The sequence below is a fragment of the Pseudomonas sp. 478 genome (genome assembly GCF_003254125.1).
GTDB lineage: Bacteria > Pseudomonadota > Gammaproteobacteria > Pseudomonadales > Pseudomonadaceae > Aquipseudomonas.
In genome coordinates this window covers 101,188-118,976 of sequence record NZ_QKZG01000003.1, presented here as the reverse complement: position 1 = coordinate 118,976, position 17,789 = coordinate 101,188, and the positions used below count along the sequence as shown (strand labels likewise).

The following is a 17,789-nucleotide window of genomic DNA, read 5'->3' as shown; positions in this document are numbered from 1 at the left end:
CCGGTCACAACCGTTGGCATCAGCGCCTGCGCATCAGACCGATAAAAAACAACCCGCCAATCGCCGCCGTGGCCACGCCGATCGGCAAATCCTCGGGGGCGATCAGGGTGCGGGCGGCGACATCGACCCACACCAGAAACACACTGCCCAACAGCACGCACACCGGCAGCAATCGCCGGTGTTCGGCCCCGACCAGCCGACGTGCGATATGCGGCACCATCAGCCCGACAAACCCGATGGAACCACTGATGGACACCAGCACCCCAGTCATCAGCGACGCAATCAAAAACACCCGCAAGCGCACGGTGCGAGCATTGAGGCCTAGGGTTACGGCGGTCTGTTCGCCGGCCATCAACGCATTCAACGGTCGAGCCATGCCCAGCAGCAACACCAGCCCCAGCAATACGCTGGCCGCCGGCACCGCGAGCAATTCCCAGCGCGCCAACCCCAGCCCGCCGAGCATCCAGAACATCACCGCCGAACTCGCGCGATGGTCGCCAAGAAACAGCAGCAGATTGGCGATCGCCATCATCACAAAGGACACCGCCACGCCGCATAACAGCAGCCGATCACTGTCCAGACGCCCGTTGCGGTTAGCGATCATCAGCACGATCAGCATGCTCAGTAACGCGCCGATAAACGCGGCGATCGGCAAGGTCAGCAGACCAACCATTTCACCGACATGCAGCACCACGATCACCGCACCGAGGGTCGCGCCGGAGGTGACCCCGAGCAAATGCGGGTCGGCCAGCGGATTGCGCGTCACCGCTTGCAGCACCGCACCGATCAGCGCCAGCCCGGCACCCACCAGCGCACCCAATAGCATACGCGGCACGCGTATCAGCCAGACGATGTGTTCCTGCCCGGCGGCCCAGTCCGGCACGCCGACACCGAACATCTTGTGCAACAGAATCCGCCACACCACCTCCACCGGCACCCGCGCCGGGCCAAAGCCCAGCGACACCACGCACGACACCAGCAACAACACGCCGAGGGCCACCAGCAACAAGGCGTAGCGACGATTGATCATTCGCCGCGCAATCCCTTGGCCAGGGTTTCGACCGCCAGCACGTTGTCGATCCCCGGCGTGGCCTGCACATATGGAATCACGATGAAGCGCCGGTTCTTGATCGCGTCCACCGATTGCAGCGCCTGGTTTTTCAGCAGAAATTGCTCTTTCTGTTCGGCGGTGACTTCGCCGTAATCAACGATGACGATCACCTGCGGATTGCGCTCGACCACGTTCTCCCAATTGACCCGGGTCCAGCTCGCTTCGACGTCGTCGAGAATGTTACGCCCGCCAGCGGCGTCGATCAGCGCTTGCGGCATACCGAGGCGACCGGACGTCATAGCCCGGTCCTCACCGCTGTCATAGAGGAACACCCGAGGTTTGACTGCCGGCAGATCCTTGCGCACGTCGGCGACCTGCGATTGCATCTGGGCGATCAAGGCATTGGCGCGATTCTGCACGTCGAAGATTTTGCCGAGGTTGCGCAGGTCGTTGTAGGTGTCTTCCAGGCTGGCCGGCGGACGCTTCATCACGAACGCGCAGGACTCGGTCAACTCGTAGACATCGATGCCCAGCGGCTGCAACGTTTGCGGTGTGAGGTCACCGCCCACGCGCATGCCGTAATCCCAGCCAGCGAAGAAGAAATCAACGTTGGCGTTGAGCAGGGTTTCCACCGACGGGTACTTGGCCGCCAACTCTGGCAAGCCATTGAGGATGGTCTGCATCTGGGGCGTGACCGACTTCCAGCCGGTCACACCGCTATACCCGGCCATGCTGGATTTCAGGCCGAGGGCGAGCATCATCTGGGTCATGTTGATGTCGTGGCTGACCGCGTGTTTCGGTGCTTGCTTGAAGGTCACTTCGCGGTTGCAGCTCTGAATCGTCAGCGGGTAACGCGTGGCCTCGGCAAATGCTTGGGCATTGCCCAGCAACAGAGCGGCGCAAAGCAGGTAACGCAAAGTCATGGTTGGGTAATCCAGGTAATTCGTGGGTAGCCGTGCAAGGGATGTTCATCGATCAGCGCTTCGACGCCAAACACGTCGCACAGCAGTGGCGCGGTCAGGACTTCTTTCGGCGTGCCGCTGGCGACGATGCGGCCATGATTGATCACGTACAGCCGATCACAGAAAGCAGCCGCAAGATTGAGGTCGTGGATGCTCGCCAGGGTGCCGATCTTCAGGCGTTTGACCAGCTGCAGCAGTTCGAGCTGATACCGCGGGTCGAGGTGATTGGTCGGCTCGTCGAGGATCAGCATTTGCGGTTGCTGAGCCAGGGCGCGGGCGAGGATCACGCGCTGTTTTTCACCGCCGGAGAGGGTGGCGAAGGCATGATCCTCGAAGCCTTTCAGACCGACTGATTCGAGGGCCTGGGTGGCGAGTTTTCTGTCCTCCAGGGTGTCGCCGTCGAACAGGCCTTTGTGCGGGGTTCGGCCCATGGCGACGACTTCGTCGACGGTGAGGCCGAAGGCGTCGGGGAATTCCTGCAGGACCACGGCGATGCGTTGCGCGCACCAGCGCGAGGATTGCTTCCAGACGTTGTGGTGGTCGAGCTTGACCTCGCCGCGCTCGGGTTTGCTGAAGCGCCAGGCACAGCGCAGCAGACTGGTTTTGCCGCTGCCGTTGGGCCCGATCAGGCCGACGAACTCGCCGGGGAGCACGTGCAAGGTTGCATCACGCAGTTGAAACTGGTGATGACAATGGCCGTGGCCCAAGGGTGTCCAGGCGAGGTTTGTGAGGTTCAGCGAGGTCATGCATTTGCTCTGAGATATTGGTGATGCTGATGACGCTTTCGCGAGCAAGCCCGCTCCCACACTGGAATGCGATCTAATGTGGGAGCGGGCTTGCTCGCGAAGGGGCCATTGGATCAGGACGGCATTTTGCGTTACACAGTAACACTGAAAATGACCGGGAGATAAGCGCGGGAAGTCTACAGATCCCTCTAGGCCGCGCATCTCGCCTGTTTCATGATGAAGGTGAGGCCGATTCAGTTTGCCGATTGAATCGCGACAGCAGCACCCGATCGAGCAGCCAGACCACCACTAGGGACGCGCCCACCAACGGGAACGCCACCGCCAGTGCGAACATGATGACCATCGCGGTTTTCCATTTCGGCAAGTCGTGGCGCAGCGGCGGAACACCGAATTTTCCTAGTGGACGGCGCTTCCACCAGATCACCACACCGCTGACGGCGCTGAGCAGAATCATCAGGCAGATCAGCAGAATGATGATCTGATTGAGCGGGCCGAACATTTTGCCTTCGTGCAACATCACGCCGATTTCTGTTGCACGGGCGACGGCGCCGTACTGCTCGAAACGCACGTCGGCGAGGACGTCGCCGGTGTACTGGTCCACATGCAGCGTGGCGTCGTTGCGCGGGTCGTCGGCGAACACGGCGATGGTGAACACGCCAGTCGCGGTGGTTGGGAAAGTGATGCTGTAGCCCGGTTCGACCTGGCGTTGCACGGCGATGTCCTGCACGTCTTGCAGGCTGATGGTCGGTGCGGCGGGACCCGCTAGCGTGCCGCTGTGGGCCATGTGTTCGGCGTGGTCGCCGGACATTGGCATCGGTGTGTTTTCCATCGCCCAAGGCACGGTCTGGCGGGGGGCGGTGTTGAGGCTGCGGGCCTCGACATCGGACGTGGGCACGTTGTCCCACATCGCGGCCGGAAAGACGTTCCACACTTGCGCGTATTGCTTGCCCCAGAACCCGGTCCAGGTCATGCCGCTGAGCAGCATCACCAGCAGCAACGAGGCGCCCCAGAATCCGGTCACCGCGTGCAGGTCACGCCAGAGCACTCGACCGCGACTGCTCAAGCGTGGCCACAGGATGCCGGCCGCCTGGCCGCGCGGCCACCACAGAAAGACGCCGGAGACCACCAACACCACGCCCCAACCGGCGGCCAGTTCGATCAGTCGATCACCGACGGTGCCGATCATCAATTCGCCATGAATCGCTCGCGCAACGGCTTGCAGATTCTTTTTCGCGTCTTGCTCGCCGAGGACATCGCCGTGGTAGGGATCGACGAAAACGTTGAGCTCGTTACCGCCATCGAGCACGACAAATTGCGCGCTGCGTTCGGCGTTGACCGGCGGCAAATACTGCTTGATCGTGGCTTGAGGGTAAGCCTCTTTCACCCGCTTGAGCAGGTCATCGGCCGGGACGCTGTGATTCCCGGCCGGGACGTTCAGCAAGCTGGCGTACATCAACGGGTCAAGTTGCGGCTTGAACAGGTAAATGATGCCGGTCAGGGCCAGCATCACCATGAAAGGCGCGACGAACAGACCGGCATAGAAATGCCAGCGCCAGGCCAGGTTGTAGAAATTTGGTTTGGGCTGTTTCATCACGTGTGCTCCGCTTTGGCATGGGTCTTTTAGTTGTTGGGTAATTGATCGCAAACAAGGGTTGAACACCGGCCCCCTGTGGGAGCGGGCTTGCTCGCGAAGACGGCGGCATAGCCGACATCAATGTCGCCTGATACATCGCTTTCGCGAGCAAGCCCGCTCCCACATGGCCGGTGTTTAACCTGTGGGAGCGAGGTTGTTCCGGACGGCGCTCCGACGATGCGTTTAGAAGCTCATGTCCACCTTGGTCCAGAGCGTGCGCCCCGGTTCTTTAATGGCTTGCGGGTCATTGGCCGGGTAGCCGAAACCGGCGTTGCCGGCCAGGTTCAAGTGCTCGGCGTACGCCTTGCCGAACAGGTTGTCGACGCCCGTGCTGACCTTCCAGTTTTGGTTGATCCGGTACGCGCCATTGAGCGAGAACACGCCAAACCCCGAGGTCTTGTCGAAGTCCTTGCCGACCACGTTGCCCTTGTTCTGGTCGATGCGGTTTTGCGCCGCAACCACCCGCCACAAGGCCCCGGCGCTCCAGTTGTCTTCGCTGTAGGTCAGGCCGAAACGTGCGTCCAGCGGCGGCATTTGCGGCAGTGCGTTGCCGTCGCTGCTGTTCTTGCCCCAGGCGTAGGCCAGGGTTGCATCGGCTTTCCAGTGGCTGGTCAGCTTGTAGGCCGCACCCAATTCGCCGCCCATGATTCGTGCGTCGATGTTCTGTGCTTGCGAGGTCGTGCCCATCATTGTTGGCGTGTAGTTGAACAGGATGTAGTCGCGCACCTGCCCGACGTAACCCGAGGCCCAGGCTTCGAGGTCTTCGGTCTTGTATTGCAGGCCGAAGTCGAGCTGGGTGGTTTTTTCAGGCTTGATCGAATCGAAGGCATTCACCGAGCCGGCGGGGCCGGACTTGGGTGAAAACAGCTCCCAGTAATCCGGGAAACGCTGGGTGTGACCGAGGCCGGCATACAGCGTGGTCGGGCTGTCGGCCAGGTCATGCTCGTAACGGACGAAGCCGCTTGGCAGTGTGTCGGCACGGGTGTCGTCGGCGGTTGGGTTGGGGCGCGCCATCATTCCGGAGCCAGTGGTCTGCCGGAAATCCTTGGCCGAGGCACGGTCCAGGCGCGCGCCGGTAATCAGCCGGTCACGGTCGGCGGCGTACCAGGTCAATTCGCTGAACACGCCGTAGTTGTGGAAGTCGGCATCCTTGTTGCGCGGCAAGTCCTTGTAGACGTCAATGCCCATGGCGCTGCGCTGGCGATGTTCGCTGGTCTGCGCATCGATGCCGCTGATCAATTGCACGTCGGCCCAGCGCCACGTGGCTTTGATCCGTGCGCCGAGGGTTCGACGGTCGACGTTGGAGGCCATGGGACCGGCCATCATGCCGGTGCCGGACGGCGTGCGCAGGGTGTAGTTGTCCATCACGTGGTCGGCGTAGTTGTAGTAAACCTGCGCCTCGACCTTGTCCAGCACGTCGCCGATGTTCGACTGCTCGAAACGCAGGCCCAGGCTTTCGCGCTTGAACTGCGAGCCGTCCATGCCGCGTCCGGCGTAACGCGCTTCGCCATCGCCCTTGCCAGCGGTGAGTTCCAGCAGGGTGTCGGCGTCCGGGGTCCAGCCCACCGCGACGTCGCCGTTCCATTTGTCATAGCGCGACGGCACGGTGTCGTTGTTACCGTCCCGGTAGTCGTCGGCCTGCGCGGTGTTGCCGATCACTCGCACGTAACCCAATGGCCCGCCGGCAGCAGCGTCCACCACTTTGTCGAAACGGCCGTTGGAGCCCGCCAGCACGCTGGCGTTCACCCGCGTGCCGAGTTCGCCGAAGCTTTCCGGCTCACGGTCGAAGAGGATGGTCCCGGCCGACGCGCCTGGTCCCCAGAGCACAGTTTGCGGGCCTTTGATCACGGTGAGTTTGTCGTAGGTTTCCGGCGAGATGTATGAGGTCGGTGCATCCATTCGGCCGGGGCAGGCGCCAAGCAACTGGCCGCCGTTAGTAAGGATGTTCAGCCGCGAGCCGAACATGCCGCGCAGCACCGGGTCGCCGTTGGTGCCGCCATTGCGCACCAGGGCGAAGCCGGGGATGGTTTTCAGATAGTCGCCACCGTCACTGGCCGGCACCGGTTGGCGCGGATCCTTGGGATTGGTGACGATGGTCAGTGGCGAACTCGGCGCGATGGCGGTGATCACCGTTGGGCTCAATTCTTCACTGTGGCCGGCGTGTTCATCGGCCAGCACCATGGGGGTCAGCAGTGCACCGCAAAGGAAGGCGGTGGCGTGCCTGAAACGAATGCTGGATTCGTTCGGGGCAAAAGAAGCTTGGGCAGCGCTCAAGCGTGTGTCAGCAGAAAACCTGGACATGACAATTTCCATCGAACAGTCGTAAACGACACGGCCGGCAGCCTGCGCATTCCTTGTGGGGGCGAGTCTGCTCGCGAAAGCGGTGTGTCAGACGACATGAATGTTGACTGACACTCCCTCTTCGCGAGCAAGCCCGCTCCCACAGGTAACTGTGGCTGTCTTCGAACCGTGTGAGATCGGGGTGAGGGTTTACGCGGCGATGGGCGGGGCGCGGGTGCGGGCGCCGGGGAAGAAGGTTTGCCGGGCGTGGCCCAGGCGAGGGGAAGGTGAGGTGAAGGTAGTGGCTTTTGGCGTGCCGAATGCGACGAAGGACTGGCCGCCGGTCAGCGCCGGGCAATTGAACAGCAGGCTGCAATAGCCACATTTTTCCCAGAGCGCGTGGTGTTCGGCCTTGGGCGGGCAGTGCTCGGCAGCGGGTTGCGCGCCGTGGTCGGCGTGCTCCATCGCCGACATGTCCATGCTCATGTCCATCGACATAGTCATGGACATCGAGGCACGTTGATCCATCGGCATCGACTGAGAAATCAGCGGGCCGATAAAGATCATCAACATGGCGAACAGGCTGATCCAGCTGCCGCGCGTCAGGCTTAACGGCTGACGACGGTGTGCGGATGACCTGGCGCTAAGCGAGCGCATGGGCGTTTTGCTCAGTCGTTTACTGGGCGTGGGCGTGCGTCTGCATGTCTTCCGGCGGCTTCTTCTGCACCGAGACTTCGACCGTCACGTCGCCGGACTTCTCGAAATGCATCGTCAGCGGGAAGCGTTTGCCATCGCTCAGCAGGCTGCGGTCTTTCAGGTTGACCAGCATCACGTGGTAGGCCATCGGCGCAAAGGTGACGTTGCCACCGGCAGGAATGTCGACGCTCGGCACCTGCTGCATTTTCATCAGATCGTTTTGCATGACGTGCTCGTGCAACTGAGCTTCGCCTGCAATGGGCGAATCGACACTGAGTAAGCGGTCAGCGGTTTTGCCACCATTGTGAATCACGAAATACGCAGCAACGGTCGGTGCGTTGGGCGGCAACTCCTGCGACCACGGATGAGCGATCTCCAGCTCCCCGGCCTTGTATTCGTGAGCATTGGCAAAACAGGCAGGCAGCAGCAACACAGCCAGGACGATGAGTTTGTTCAACATGGCAGTTCTCCAGAACGATTCAAAACGCAGGTCAATTGCGAGAAGGAATCACACCAGAGGGGAAGCGCGGGGGTTGAGACTCGGCCATTGCTGGCGCGGTGTCGGTGTATCGAGAGAGGCGTCAGGCAGGCTTCGATTGGCCTCGAACTGCGCAAAGTACAGTTGGGGCTCATGCCCCGGCAGCGCCACCAGTGGCGCGGAACCTGAACAGCACCAGCAATGTTGCATGTTGGAGTGATCGTCACTCTGCGGGGCTTTCTGTTCGATATCGCCCAGGGAAATCGCCACCATCCTGGTGCCGCTGGACGAACAGAAACTGCCCCACAACACCTGCTCGGCAGGCGATTTCGCCGTCTGCGCCATCGCTCCCGTCATCGGCATGGCGAGCATGTTGAACAGCACTGCGAAGCAGGCGATCCAGGCAAATGCGAGCCGTTGTCGGGACATGGGACAAATCCGGTTGGGTGGGGGATCAGGCGCGGCTATTTAGCCTGATCAGGGCCGATAAGTAAAAAAGCGGCGTGCGGTGTGGTGTCGCAGCAGACTTTCAAGCGAGTGTAGCGGTATCGATTGGAAATGCCGGATGAATTGAGGCTAGCCTACAACCCTGTGGCGAGGGGGCTTGTCGGAATGCCGCATCACCCCGCTCGGCTGCGAAGCAGTCGCAAACAGTAGACACGGTTCAGGCTGATAAAATCAGGTTGCAGGTTTTGGGGCTGCTGCGCAGCCCAACGGGGTGATGCGGCATTCCGACAAGCCCCCTCTCCACAATGATTTATTCGTCCGTTAGATTGCGCTTCGCCAGGGCTGCCAACACGTCATCCACCGCCCCAAACTCCCGATCAACCCCCGGCAACACTGGCCGCTGCAAAACAATCACCGGTACCCCACGCTCCCGTGCCACTTCCAGCTTCGGCTCGGTCGCGGTGCTGCCGCTGTTCTTGCTGATCAGTACATCAATCTGCCGACGTTCAAACAGCGCACGTTCATCCTCGATCAGAAACGGCCCACGCGCGCCGATCACTTCGCAGCGTTCATTGCTCGGGTAAACGTCCAGTGCGCGCAAGGTCCAGAATTGCTCTGGCGGGATTTCATGCAGATGCTGCAAGGGTTCGCGACCGAGGGTGAACAACGGTCTGCGGAAAGGTTTGAGGGCCTTGATCAACCCGGCCCAGTCGCTGACATCTCGCCAGTCATCGCCGGCCTGTGGTTGCCAGGCCGGGCGCCGCAGGGCCCAGCAGGCAATACCGCTCAACCGCGCAGCGGTAGCGGCGTTCTGGCTGATTTGTGCGGCGTAGGGATGGGTGGCATCCAGCAGTAGGTCGATCCCTTCACCTCGAATGAACTGCGCCAGCCCTTCGGCGCCGCCGTAGCCGCCAACGCGAACCTGACAGTCAAGATCGGTCGGCACACGCCCCACGCCGGCCAGGCTATAGATGTGTTCCGGCCCGAGGGTCCGGGCGATGGCCAAGGCTTCCGTCACGCCACCCAGCAACAACACGCGCTTCATTGAAAAGCTCCCGCATGGCCAACAATCCCGCCCTGGCGATCGATGGCGAACACTTCGACCTGAACCTGCGTCGGCACCACGCTGCGGGCAAAGTCCAGCGCGTGCTGACACACCGCATCACCCAGGGCGATCCCGGCAGCGCTGGCCATTGCCAAGGCTTGCTGGCTGGTGTTGGCCTCGCGAATCCCTTGCTGCAACGCCTCATCGGCGCCAATCGCCGCCGCCCACTCAGCCAATTGCGGCAGGTCGATGCTCGAATGCCGACTGTGCAAATCCATGTGCCCGGCGGCCAGTTTGCTGATCTTGCCGAAGCCGCCGCAGAGGCTGAGTTTATCCACAGGCACTTTGCGCAGATGTTTGAGCACCGCACCGACGAAGTCGCCCATTTCGATCAGGGCGATTTCCGGCAAGTCGTAGACCCGGCGCATGGTGTCTTCGCTGGCGTTGCCGGTGCACGCGGCGATGTGCAGGTAGCCGTTGGTTTTGGCGACGTCGATGCCCTGATGGATCGAGGCGATGTACGCGGCGCAGGAAAACGGCCGGACGATGCCGCTGGTGCCGAGGATCGACAAACCGCCGAGAATGCCCAGCCGCGGATTCATGGTTTTCAGCGCCAGGGCTTCGCCGTCCTCGACATTCACCGTGACCTCGAAACCGCCCGGGTAATCAAGCTCTTCGGCCAACAGCGTCAGGTGGTCGGTAATCATCTTGCGCGGCACCGGGTTGATCGCGGGTTCGCCGACGCCCAGCACCAGCCCCGGCCGGGTGACGGTGCCCACGCCACGGCCGGCGCTGAAGCGAATGCCCGGCTCGCTGTGCAGGCGCACCTGGGAAAACAGCAGGGCGCCGTGAGTCACGTCGGGGTCGTCGCCGGCGTCCTTGATCGTTCCGGCTTCGGCGCCGTCATTCATCAGCCGACAGAATTCCAGGCGCATCTGCACCCGTTTGCCTTTGGGCAGAATGATTTCGACGGCGTCCGCTTCGACGCCACTGAGCAGCAGGCGTGCCGCCGCGAGGCTGGTGGCCGTGGCGCAGCTGCCGGTGGTCAGGCCGCTGCGTAGCGGGGCGGGTTGTTCGGCGGTTTCGTCACGCATCGAGGGGTTTCGTCACGTCCAGCAAGGTAATCGGTAGCGCCTGACGCCAGGTGTCGAACTCGCCCAAGGGTTGCGCCTGAGCGACGTGGATGCGGGTCAGTTCACCGCCATGCCGTTCGCGCCAGGCCATCAGGGTCACTTCGCTTTGCAGGGTGACGGCGTTAGCGATCAACCGGCCGCCGGGTTTGAGTTGTGCCCAGCAGGTTTCGAGCACGCCTTCGCGGGTGACGCCGCCGCCGATGAAAATTGCGTCCGGGCGTTCCAGCCCGGTCAAGGCTTGTGGCGCACTGCCGCGAATCAATTGCAGGCCGGGCACGCCCAAGGCCTCGCGGTTGTGTTCGATCAACAACTGCCGACCTTCATCCGCTTCGACGGCCAGCGCCCGGCAGCTCGGATGAGCGCGCATCCACTCGATGCCGATCGAACCGCTGCCAGCGCCGACGTCCCACAGCAGTTCGCCGGGAACCGGAGCGAGGCGCGCGAGGGTGATGGCGCGCACATCGCGCTTGGTCAGTTGGCCGTCGTGCTTGAAAGCGGAATCCGGCAGGCCGGCCAGTCGGGACAGGCGCGGCGTGTTCGGTTCGGCGATGCATTCGATGGCGATCAGGTTCAAATCGGCGATCACCGGTTCATTCCAGTCGTTGGCAACACCCTCGATACGTCGCTCGGCTTCGCCGCCCAGATGTTCCAGCACGGTGAGGCGACTCGGCCCGAAACCACGCTCACGCAGCAGCGCCGCGATGGCCGCCGGGCTCTGGCCGTCGTTGCTCAACACCAGCAAGCGCACGCCACTGAACAGGTGAGCGTTGAGCGCGGCGACGGGGCGGGCGACCACTGAAAGGGTCACCACGTCCTGCAACGGCCAGCCCAGGCGAGCGGCCGCCAGTGACACGGAAGACGGGGCGGGCAGGATCAGCATTTCTGCGCCGGGCAGTTGACGCGCCAGGCTGGCACCGACGCCAAAGAACATCGGGTCGCCGCTGGCCAATACACACACCGGCTCGCCACGCAGCGCCAGCACTGGTTCAAGGGAAAACGGGCTGGGCCAGAACTGGCGTTCGCCGCGAATGCACACGGGCAACAAATCCAGTTGCCGCTGGCTGCCGAAGATCCGCGAGGCGCCCAACAGGGCACGACGGGCATTCTTGCCCAGGCCCTTGAAGCCGTCTTCACCGATTCCCACAACCGTTAGCCAGGGTGTCATGCCGTTCCTTAATCCAGGGTTCATGTTCAAGGGCCGCATGATAACGCGACTTCTGTTAATTGGCGCTGCTCTATTGTCGGGAGAGAGGGGGCTGTATTGAAAACTTATGTGGCTGAAAACGTATTGGGTTATTGGCGGGTTTTGCTATTTTGTTTTTTGGATCAATTTTGAAGTTTGCTGTAAGGCATTCTTTTCCAGTCACAACTTTCAAATTAATGGATATTCGCCATGATGGAGTTAAGGGATATGGATATGACCGGTGATATTAAACATGATGCAACTTTGGTGGGCGATATTTTGCTGACCGGTGTTCAAGGGCAATCACACGAGGATTATCAGTTCGCATTGAATTGTACTTATTTGGCACAAAGACAAGCGGACATTACTTACAACAGCGCCACCGAGCCTGGGCGCTGGACCGATTATTACACCGATGTATTGTGGTCGCATGGCTGGAATCGTGATCATCCGCCGATTGAACACGTTCAAACGCAATTCGACGGAAGTGTGCGGCAAATATGGTCGAAGCTGGCGTCTCCTCTTCTAAGTCGCGAGCAGGTCAATGGGGTTAGTCTGGGGCTTGCTACGCTGGAAAAAGACGTTGAGCTATTAAAGAAAGCCAAGGGCGTAAGTGGAAAGATATTCGACTTCAAGATTATGCCGATCAGCTACAACGTAAATGGAGATATGGAGTTGGTGGTCAGTAATATCAGGTTCATCAAGTCAAGCATGAATACCGGATACCTTTTTTGGGAGGTGTCGCAAGTCATGAATCAGCTGGATGTTCTGGCGCGAAAGGTGGTGATCTCACGGCGGGTCATGGACGCTCGTCGATCCAGCGTGGAAAAGGCGCTGGAAGGCATTAAATTCAATTTCGAGAACTATGAGCTGTAACGCGTCCAAGGGGCGTGATGCTGTTCACTTAAGACATTCTTCAGTCGAGCTAGAGCCTGTGGACGCCGCGCTTAAGTGAACAGCGTTACCCAAGGGGCGGGGCGTTCGTTACGCTTTCGGATGACCTGAAAGGCGGAATCCGACCGGCAGGCATTTTCATGCGCTCGGGCAAAGCAGGCATAATGGCGACCTTTCGCCCACCACAGCGCTGCCAGCCAGCCGGTCCATTCCTTGAACGAACGCCCGATGTCCACCGCTTTGCGTCCCTCGGCTTGCCCGGGGTTGCTGCGTATCGTCCCGGCGCTGGATGGCGGCATCTGTCGGATCAAATTGAACGGCGGCTCGATCAGCGCAGCCCAGGCTGAAGCGGTGGCCAGCGCGGCTGAACAGTTTGCGGGGGGCGTGATCGAGGCGACCAATCGGGCCAACCTGCAGATTCGCGGGATCGGCAGCGAACAGACGGCACTGATCGACAGCCTGCTCGCCGCTGGATTGGGTCCGCGTACCGCGACGGGCGACGATGTACGCAATCTGATGCTCAGCCCGAGCGCCGGGATTGATCGGTGCATGCTCTTTGATACGCGTGAGCTGGCGGAACAGATCCTTGTCACCCTGCAAAGCCACGAACGTTTCCACGAACTCAGTGCCAAGTTTGCGGTGCAACTCGATGGCGGCGAGGCGTTGGCGATGCTCGAACACCCGCATGATCTGTGGTTGTCTGCGGTTGAGCGAGGTGGCGAGTGGTTGCTGGTGTTCGGTTTCGCGGGTTGCCCCACGGACAGGCCCGCAGGCGCGGTGCCACTTGAGCAGGGGCATGCGCTGGTCGTTGCGGTGCTGGAGTTGTTTCTTGAACTGGCGCGTCCTGATCAAACGCGGATGCGTCATTTGCTGGCCGAATACCCGTTTGCAGCGTTTCTTGCTCGTTTGGCCGAACGAGTGTCCTTGAAGTCGATCACCGATTGGCGCCGTTCATTGAGCCAGGATGCTCTGCACATTGGCGTTCATCCGCAGGCTGGAACCGAATATGTCTATATCGGTGCCGTACCTCCTTTGGGGCGGCTCGATCCCGTCATGCTCAGAGGCGCGGCACAACTGGCGCGCGAGTTCGGCGACGCGAGCCTGCGTTTCACCCCATGGCAAAGTCTGTTGCTGCCCAATGTTCGAAAAGAACGGGCGCCCGAAGTCATTGGGCGTCTGGAGCAACTGGGCCTGCTGTGCAAGGCCGGTCAGCCCTTGTCACGGTTGATCGCCTGCACGGGCTCCGCTGGCTGCGGCAAAGGCCTGACCGATACCAAGAGCGACGCCTTGCAATTGGCGGCGCTGTTGCGACGTCACGATCAAACGGTGCATTTGTCTGGCTGCCCGCGTTCCTGCGCCGCCGCCCATCGGGTGCCGGTCACGTTACTGGCCGTCGCCCCCGGTCACTACGACCTCTATTTTCGCGATGCAGCGCTGCCGGGTTTCGGCGCGCTGCACGCACGCAACCTTACTATTGAAGCGGTCGCAGCCTTGCTCGACGACCGCTCACGGAGCCCCCTTGATGCTTGATTACATCCGCGACGGTCAGGAGATCTATCGCAACTCCTTCGCGATCATTCGTGCCGAGGCCAACCTTGCGCGTATTCCGCCCGATCTGGAGAAACTCGCGGTCCGTGTGATCCACGCCTGCGGCATGGTCGACGCCATCGACGGCCTGCAATTTTCCGAAGGCGCGGGCAAGGCCGGGCGTGATGCGCTGGCCGCTGGTGCACCGATCCTGTGCGATGCGCGGATGGTCAGCGAAGGCGTGACCCGCACGCGTTTGCCTGCGAACAACCAAGTCATCTGCACCCTGCGCGATGACAGTGTTCCGGAGCTTGCCCGTGAGCTGGGCAACACCCGTTCCGCCGCCGCCCTGGAGCTATGGCGCCCGCACCTTGAAGGCAGCGTGGTGGTGATCGGCAACGCGCCCACCGCACTGTTTTATCTGCTGGAAATGCTCGACGCCGGCGCACCGAAACCGGCGCTGATCCTCGGCTTCCCGGTGGGTTTCGTTGGCGCCGCCGAATCCAAGGCAGCGCTCGCGGCGGACAGCCGTGGCGTGCCTTTCGTCATCATGCAAGGCCGGCTGGGCGGTAGCGCCATGGCCGCCGCCGCCGTCAATGCCCTCGCCACGGAGATCGAATGATGCAGCAACCTGGACGTCTGATCGGCCTGGGCGTCGGCCCCGGTGATCCGGAACTGATTACCGTCAAAGCCCTGCGCCTGCTGCGCGAATCGCCGGTGGTGGCGTACTTCGTCGCCAAGGGCAAAAAGGGCAATGCTTTCGGCATCATCGAGGCGCATTTGCAGGACGCGCAAACGCTGCTGCCGCTGGTGTATCCGGTGACCACCGAGGCGCTTCCGGCGCCGCTGTCGTATGAACAAGTGATCAGCGATTTCTACGATGCGGCCGGCGAAGAACTGGCCGCGCACCTGGACGCTGGCCGTGACGTGGCGGTGATCTGTGAAGGCGATCCGTTCTTTTACGGCTCCTACATGTACCTGCACGATCGACTGGCCGAGCGCTATGAAGCCGAAGTCGTGCCGGGTGTTTGCTCAATGCTTGGCGGTGCCTCGGTACTGGGCGCGCCGCTGGTGTATCGCAATCAGAGTTTGTCGGTGTTGTCGGGCGTATTGCCTGCCGACGATCTCAAGCGTCGTCTGGCCGATGCCGATGCCGCCGTGATCATGAAGCTGGGGCGCAACTTTCCCAAGGTTCGTCAGGTGCTCGAAGAGCTCGGGCTGGCGGGGCGTGCGCTGTACGTCGAACGCGCGACCATGGCCAACCAGAAAATCGTCCCGCTGGACCAGGTCGAGCCGATGTCCTCTCCGTACTTCTCGCTGATCATTGTGCCCGGCGAACGGTGGCAAGGCTGATGGCCCGTCCAGTACCGGCGATTGTCATTCTGGGCAATGGCAGCCTCGCGACTGCGCGCAAGATTGCGCAGCTGTACCCTGGCGCATTGATCCATGGCCTGGCCGAACGGGTGGACGGCGCGGACCGCGTCTATCACGAATTCGGCGCCACCTTGCGTGAGCTCTATCAGCAGGACACGCCGATTATCGCCTTGTGTGCGGCCGGCATCGTGATCCGCACCCTGGCGCCGTTACTGCTGGAAAAAGGCGCCGAGCCGCCCGTGCTGGCCGTGGCTGAAGACGGCAGCGCCGTGGTGCCGCTGCTCGGCGGCCTTGGTGGCGTGAACGTCATGGCGCGCGAGATTGCTGCCGGTCTCGAGGTGGCTGCGGCGATCACCACCAGCGGTGAATTGCGCTTCGGCACCTGCCTGCTCAATCCACCCAGCGGCTACGCCCTCGGCGATCTGGAACTGGGCAAGCGCTTCGTCTCGGATTTGCTCGCCGGCCGAAGCGTACGCGTCGAAGGGGCTGCGCCGTGGCTGGCGCAGGCGCAGCTGCCGCAAGATCCTCATGCGCAGTTGTCGATCCATGTTGGCCATGCCGAACGTGCGCCTGCGGCCAATGAATTGATGATCTACCCGCGCAATGTGTTGGTGGCGGTGAGCGGTGAGGTCGCGGATCTGTCAGGCGTCATTCGCGCGACCCTGCATCAAGCCAACATCGCCGTGCAATCGGTGGCGTGCCTGTTGGCCAGCGACCTGCACATGGCCAATTCGGCGCTGCGCGAAGCGGCACTAGAGCTGGGCGTGCCGCTGCGTTTTGCGTCGGTCAGCGGCGGCGTTAGCGAGTTGTCCCGCCACACCGTGCCGAACGCGACCATCGTGTCAGCGGATACCGGCATTGCCATCGCGGTGGCCACTGAGCCGCTGGACGCTGCGCAGATCGGCCGGGCACGCGGTCGTTTGGCGGTCATCGGTCTGGGCCCTGGCGCCGCCGAACTGATGGTGCCAGCGGTCAAGGCTGAGCTGGCCAGGGCCACCGACGTACTCGGATACGAAACCTACGTGCGCATGGCCGGACCGTTCCGCGAAGACCAGGTGCTGCATTGCACTGACAACCGCGAAGAGATGCAACGTGCCCGCCACGCCTTCGAGCTGGCGGCGCAAGGCCGTTCGGTGATTGTGGTTTCATCCGGTGACCCCGGTGTGTTCGCCATGGCGGCGGCGGTGCTTGAAGCGTTGCATGAGTCGAGTGAGCCGAGCTGGCACAGCGTCGACCTGGAAATCCTGCCGGGTGTCTCCGCTTCGCTGGCGACCGCTGCACAGGCCGGTGCGCCGTTGGGGCATGACTTCTGCGTGATGTCGCTGTCGGACAACCTCAAGCCTTGGGCAATCATCGAGAAGCGCCTGGACTTGGCCGCCGAAGCTGATCTGGCGCTGGCGTTCTACAACCCGATCTCCCGTGCGCGGCCGTGGCAACTGGGCCAGGCGCTGGAAATCGTCGGCCGGCATCGCACACCGGAAACGGTGGTGGTGCTGGGGCGAGACATTGGCCGTCCTGGCCAGACGTTGCGGGTTACCACCCTCGGCGAACTGACCCCCGACCAGGTCGATATGCGCACCATGGTGCTGATCGGTTCATCCACCACCTGCGTGTTCCCTCGTGCCGAGGGTGGCGAATGGGTGTATACGCCGCGTTGGTACGGCATCAAGCCTGCCTCCTGAACCACAGCGGCCCCGCGTGGGCCGCTTTTCAATTGATACATTCCCGTCTGCTCGTCGGCACTTTCACTTTGGCGTTGATGCGTCATTTATTTCACCAGTCGTTGTGGGATTCATGACTCTCGCCACGAAGAATTAATACTGTTTTCTGTCGCTGCTTTCTTCCGTTATCCAATGCTTTCTTTGCAGTCGAACACTTCGGCGTTGCGCATGAGTCACAATGCCGGCTGTTTGCTGATGGTTCGCGCGATGTTGTTTGTCTAAGTGCGCTTATTTAGGTCCGCAATATAAGGTTTTATTTTTTTCAAATTTGATTGTATTGAAATTAATTGAATTTCTTCGGGTTTGAAGTGGCTGTTTTTACGATTTAGTTTTGTCTCATGTGAAGCAATTGCTTCGCGTATTGATCTGGTCTCGTTCAAAAATACAAAAGAGCTGCCATTGTCGTTGAGCGGTATTTGCGCGGCTGGCTTTCGGAACTTAATTGCATGTATTGAAGCTGGAGAGTGTCTTGTCTAATAATTATTTGGATGTGTCGTATGTCGGAGAGTATGTAAGGTTTGCAAAACTTTTTAATCTTGAAGATCTTCAACAGGCGTTGATTTCGCACAAAGGTACCGAGGAGTATGACGCCATCCTCAGGTATTACTCTGGCTGCATC

At 61.2% G+C, this 17,789-nt stretch carries 16 protein-coding genes; 5 read left to right on the top strand and 11 right to left on the bottom strand.

What is annotated here, in order from left to right:
• Positions 1 to 19: 19 nt before the first annotated feature.
• The 11 genes from DFS28_RS07425 to cbiE all read right to left on the bottom strand — a co-directional run bounded on the left by DFS28_RS07425 (position 20) and on the right by cbiE (position 11,636).
• Complete coding sequence (locus tag DFS28_RS07425; protein WP_111449213.1) at positions 20 to 1,030, bottom strand: iron ABC transporter permease; 1,011 nt, start codon at positions 1,028 to 1,030, stop codon at positions 20 to 22.
• A complete protein-coding gene (locus DFS28_RS07420) occupies positions 1,027 to 1,974 on the bottom strand; it encodes an ABC transporter substrate-binding protein (RefSeq protein WP_111449212.1) in 948 nt (315 codons plus the stop codon). The genes DFS28_RS07425 and DFS28_RS07420 overlap by 4 nt, the downstream gene beginning before the upstream one ends.
• Positions 1,971 to 2,759, bottom strand: a complete 789-nt coding sequence (locus tag DFS28_RS07415; RefSeq protein ID WP_111449211.1) for an ABC transporter ATP-binding protein — start codon at positions 2,757 to 2,759, stop codon at positions 1,971 to 1,973. The genes DFS28_RS07420 and DFS28_RS07415 overlap by 4 nt, the downstream gene beginning before the upstream one ends.
• Before the next feature lie 211 nt (positions 2,760 to 2,970).
• On the bottom strand, positions 2,971 to 4,350 hold the full coding sequence (locus tag DFS28_RS07410) for a PepSY domain-containing protein (protein WP_111449210.1): 1,380 nt from the start codon (positions 4,348 to 4,350) through the stop codon (positions 2,971 to 2,973).
• Positions 4,351 to 4,575: 225 nt separating this feature from the next.
• Positions 4,576 to 6,693 carry a TonB-dependent copper receptor gene (locus tag DFS28_RS07405; RefSeq protein ID WP_111449209.1) on the bottom strand — a complete coding sequence of 706 codons (2,118 nt, stop codon included), beginning with the start codon at positions 6,691 to 6,693 and terminating at the stop codon, positions 4,576 to 4,578.
• A 189-nt stretch (positions 6,694 to 6,882) separates the two neighbouring features.
• The gene (locus tag DFS28_RS07400) at positions 6,883 to 7,329 is read right to left on the bottom strand and encodes a DUF2946 domain-containing protein (protein ID WP_111449208.1); all 447 of its coding nucleotides are present in this window, start codon (positions 7,327 to 7,329) and stop codon (positions 6,883 to 6,885) included.
• 19 nt (positions 7,330 to 7,348) lie between these two features.
• Entirely contained in the window at positions 7,349 to 7,828 is a 480-nt protein-coding gene (locus DFS28_RS07395; RefSeq protein WP_111449207.1) for a copper chaperone PCu(A)C, read from the bottom strand.
• Between the two features lie 48 nt (positions 7,829 to 7,876).
• Positions 7,877 to 8,275, bottom strand: a complete 399-nt coding sequence (locus tag DFS28_RS07390; RefSeq protein WP_111449206.1) for a DUF2946 domain-containing protein — start codon at positions 8,273 to 8,275, stop codon at positions 7,877 to 7,879.
• 328 nt (positions 8,276 to 8,603) lie between these two features.
• On the bottom strand, positions 8,604 to 9,338 hold the full coding sequence (locus DFS28_RS07385; RefSeq protein WP_111449205.1) for a cobalt-precorrin-6A reductase: 735 nt from the start codon (positions 9,336 to 9,338) through the stop codon (positions 8,604 to 8,606).
• On the bottom strand, positions 9,335 to 10,432 hold the full coding sequence (locus DFS28_RS07380; protein ID WP_111449204.1) for a cobalt-precorrin-5B (C(1))-methyltransferase: 1,098 nt from the start codon (positions 10,430 to 10,432) through the stop codon (positions 9,335 to 9,337). The genes DFS28_RS07385 and DFS28_RS07380 overlap by 4 nt, the downstream gene beginning before the upstream one ends.
• Positions 10,425 to 11,636: a precorrin-6y C5,15-methyltransferase (decarboxylating) subunit CbiE gene (cbiE, locus tag DFS28_RS07375; protein ID WP_111449203.1), complete on the bottom strand. Its 1,212-nt coding sequence runs from the start codon at positions 11,634 to 11,636 to the stop codon at positions 10,425 to 10,427. The genes DFS28_RS07380 and cbiE overlap by 8 nt, the downstream gene beginning before the upstream one ends.
• Positions 11,637 to 11,882: 246 nt before the next feature.
• On the opposite strand from cbiE, the gene DFS28_RS07370 reads away from it, so the two are divergent.
• The 5 genes from DFS28_RS07370 to cobJ all read left to right on the top strand — a co-directional run bounded on the left by DFS28_RS07370 (position 11,883) and on the right by cobJ (position 17,131).
• Positions 11,883 to 12,530, top strand: coding sequence for a hypothetical protein (locus tag DFS28_RS07370; protein ID WP_256596816.1), 648 nt, complete (start codon positions 11,883 to 11,885; stop codon positions 12,528 to 12,530).
• Positions 12,531 to 12,776: 246 nt separating this feature from the next.
• Positions 12,777 to 14,078 (top strand): precorrin-3B synthase, encoded by a 1,302-nt coding sequence (gene cobG, locus DFS28_RS07365; protein ID WP_111449202.1) that lies wholly within the window; start codon positions 12,777 to 12,779, stop codon positions 14,076 to 14,078.
• A complete protein-coding gene (locus DFS28_RS07360) occupies positions 14,071 to 14,697 on the top strand; it encodes a precorrin-8X methylmutase (protein WP_111449201.1) in 627 nt (208 codons plus the stop codon). The genes cobG and DFS28_RS07360 overlap by 8 nt, the downstream gene beginning before the upstream one ends.
• Positions 14,697 to 15,428, top strand: coding sequence for a precorrin-2 C(20)-methyltransferase (locus DFS28_RS07355; protein ID WP_111449200.1), 732 nt, complete (start codon positions 14,697 to 14,699; stop codon positions 15,426 to 15,428). The genes DFS28_RS07360 and DFS28_RS07355 overlap by 1 nt, the downstream gene beginning before the upstream one ends.
• A complete protein-coding gene (gene cobJ / locus DFS28_RS07350) occupies positions 15,428 to 17,131 on the top strand; it encodes a precorrin-3B C(17)-methyltransferase (RefSeq protein WP_111449199.1) in 1,704 nt (567 codons plus the stop codon). Before DFS28_RS07355 ends, cobJ begins: the two co-directional genes overlap by 1 nt.
• The last annotated feature ends 658 nt before the right edge of the window (positions 17,132 to 17,789 follow it).

Excerpts from the sequence above, each read along its gene's own strand:
- cobJ (WP_111449199.1), top strand. The coding sequence starts at position 15,428 with ATGGCCCGTCCAGTACCGGCGATTGTCATTCTGGGCAATGGCAGCCTC.
- cbiE (WP_111449203.1), bottom strand. The coding sequence starts at position 11,636 with ATGACACCCTGGCTAACGGTTGTGGGAATCGGTGAAGACGGCTTCAAG.
- DFS28_RS07380 (WP_111449204.1), bottom strand. The coding sequence starts at position 10,432 with ATGCGTGACGAAACCGCCGAACAACCCGCCCCGCTACGCAGCGGCCTG.
- DFS28_RS07395 (WP_111449207.1), bottom strand. The coding sequence starts at position 7,828 with ATGTTGAACAAACTCATCGTCCTGGCTGTGTTGCTGCTGCCTGCCTGT.
- DFS28_RS07370 (WP_256596816.1), top strand. The coding sequence starts at position 11,883 with ATGGATATGACCGGTGATATTAAACATGATGCAACTTTGGTGGGCGAT.
- DFS28_RS07385 (WP_111449205.1), bottom strand. The coding sequence starts at position 9,338 with ATGAAGCGCGTGTTGTTGCTGGGTGGCGTGACGGAAGCCTTGGCCATC.
- DFS28_RS07405 (WP_111449209.1), bottom strand. The coding sequence starts at position 6,693 with ATGTCCAGGTTTTCTGCTGACACACGCTTGAGCGCTGCCCAAGCTTCT.
- DFS28_RS07415 (WP_111449211.1), bottom strand. The coding sequence starts at position 2,759 with ATGACCTCGCTGAACCTCACAAACCTCGCCTGGACACCCTTGGGCCAC.
- DFS28_RS07425 (WP_111449213.1), bottom strand. The coding sequence starts at position 1,030 with ATGATCAATCGTCGCTACGCCTTGTTGCTGGTGGCCCTCGGCGTGTTG.
- DFS28_RS07420 (WP_111449212.1), bottom strand. The coding sequence starts at position 1,974 with ATGACTTTGCGTTACCTGCTTTGCGCCGCTCTGTTGCTGGGCAATGCC.
- cobG (WP_111449202.1), top strand. The coding sequence starts at position 12,777 with ATGTCCACCGCTTTGCGTCCCTCGGCTTGCCCGGGGTTGCTGCGTATC.
- DFS28_RS07355 (WP_111449200.1), top strand. The coding sequence starts at position 14,697 with ATGCAGCAACCTGGACGTCTGATCGGCCTGGGCGTCGGCCCCGGTGAT.
- DFS28_RS07410 (WP_111449210.1), bottom strand. The coding sequence starts at position 4,350 with ATGAAACAGCCCAAACCAAATTTCTACAACCTGGCCTGGCGCTGGCAT.
- DFS28_RS07360 (WP_111449201.1), top strand. The coding sequence starts at position 14,071 with ATGCTTGATTACATCCGCGACGGTCAGGAGATCTATCGCAACTCCTTC.
- DFS28_RS07400 (WP_111449208.1), bottom strand. The coding sequence starts at position 7,329 with ATGCGCTCGCTTAGCGCCAGGTCATCCGCACACCGTCGTCAGCCGTTA.
- DFS28_RS07390 (WP_111449206.1), bottom strand. The coding sequence starts at position 8,275 with ATGTCCCGACAACGGCTCGCATTTGCCTGGATCGCCTGCTTCGCAGTG.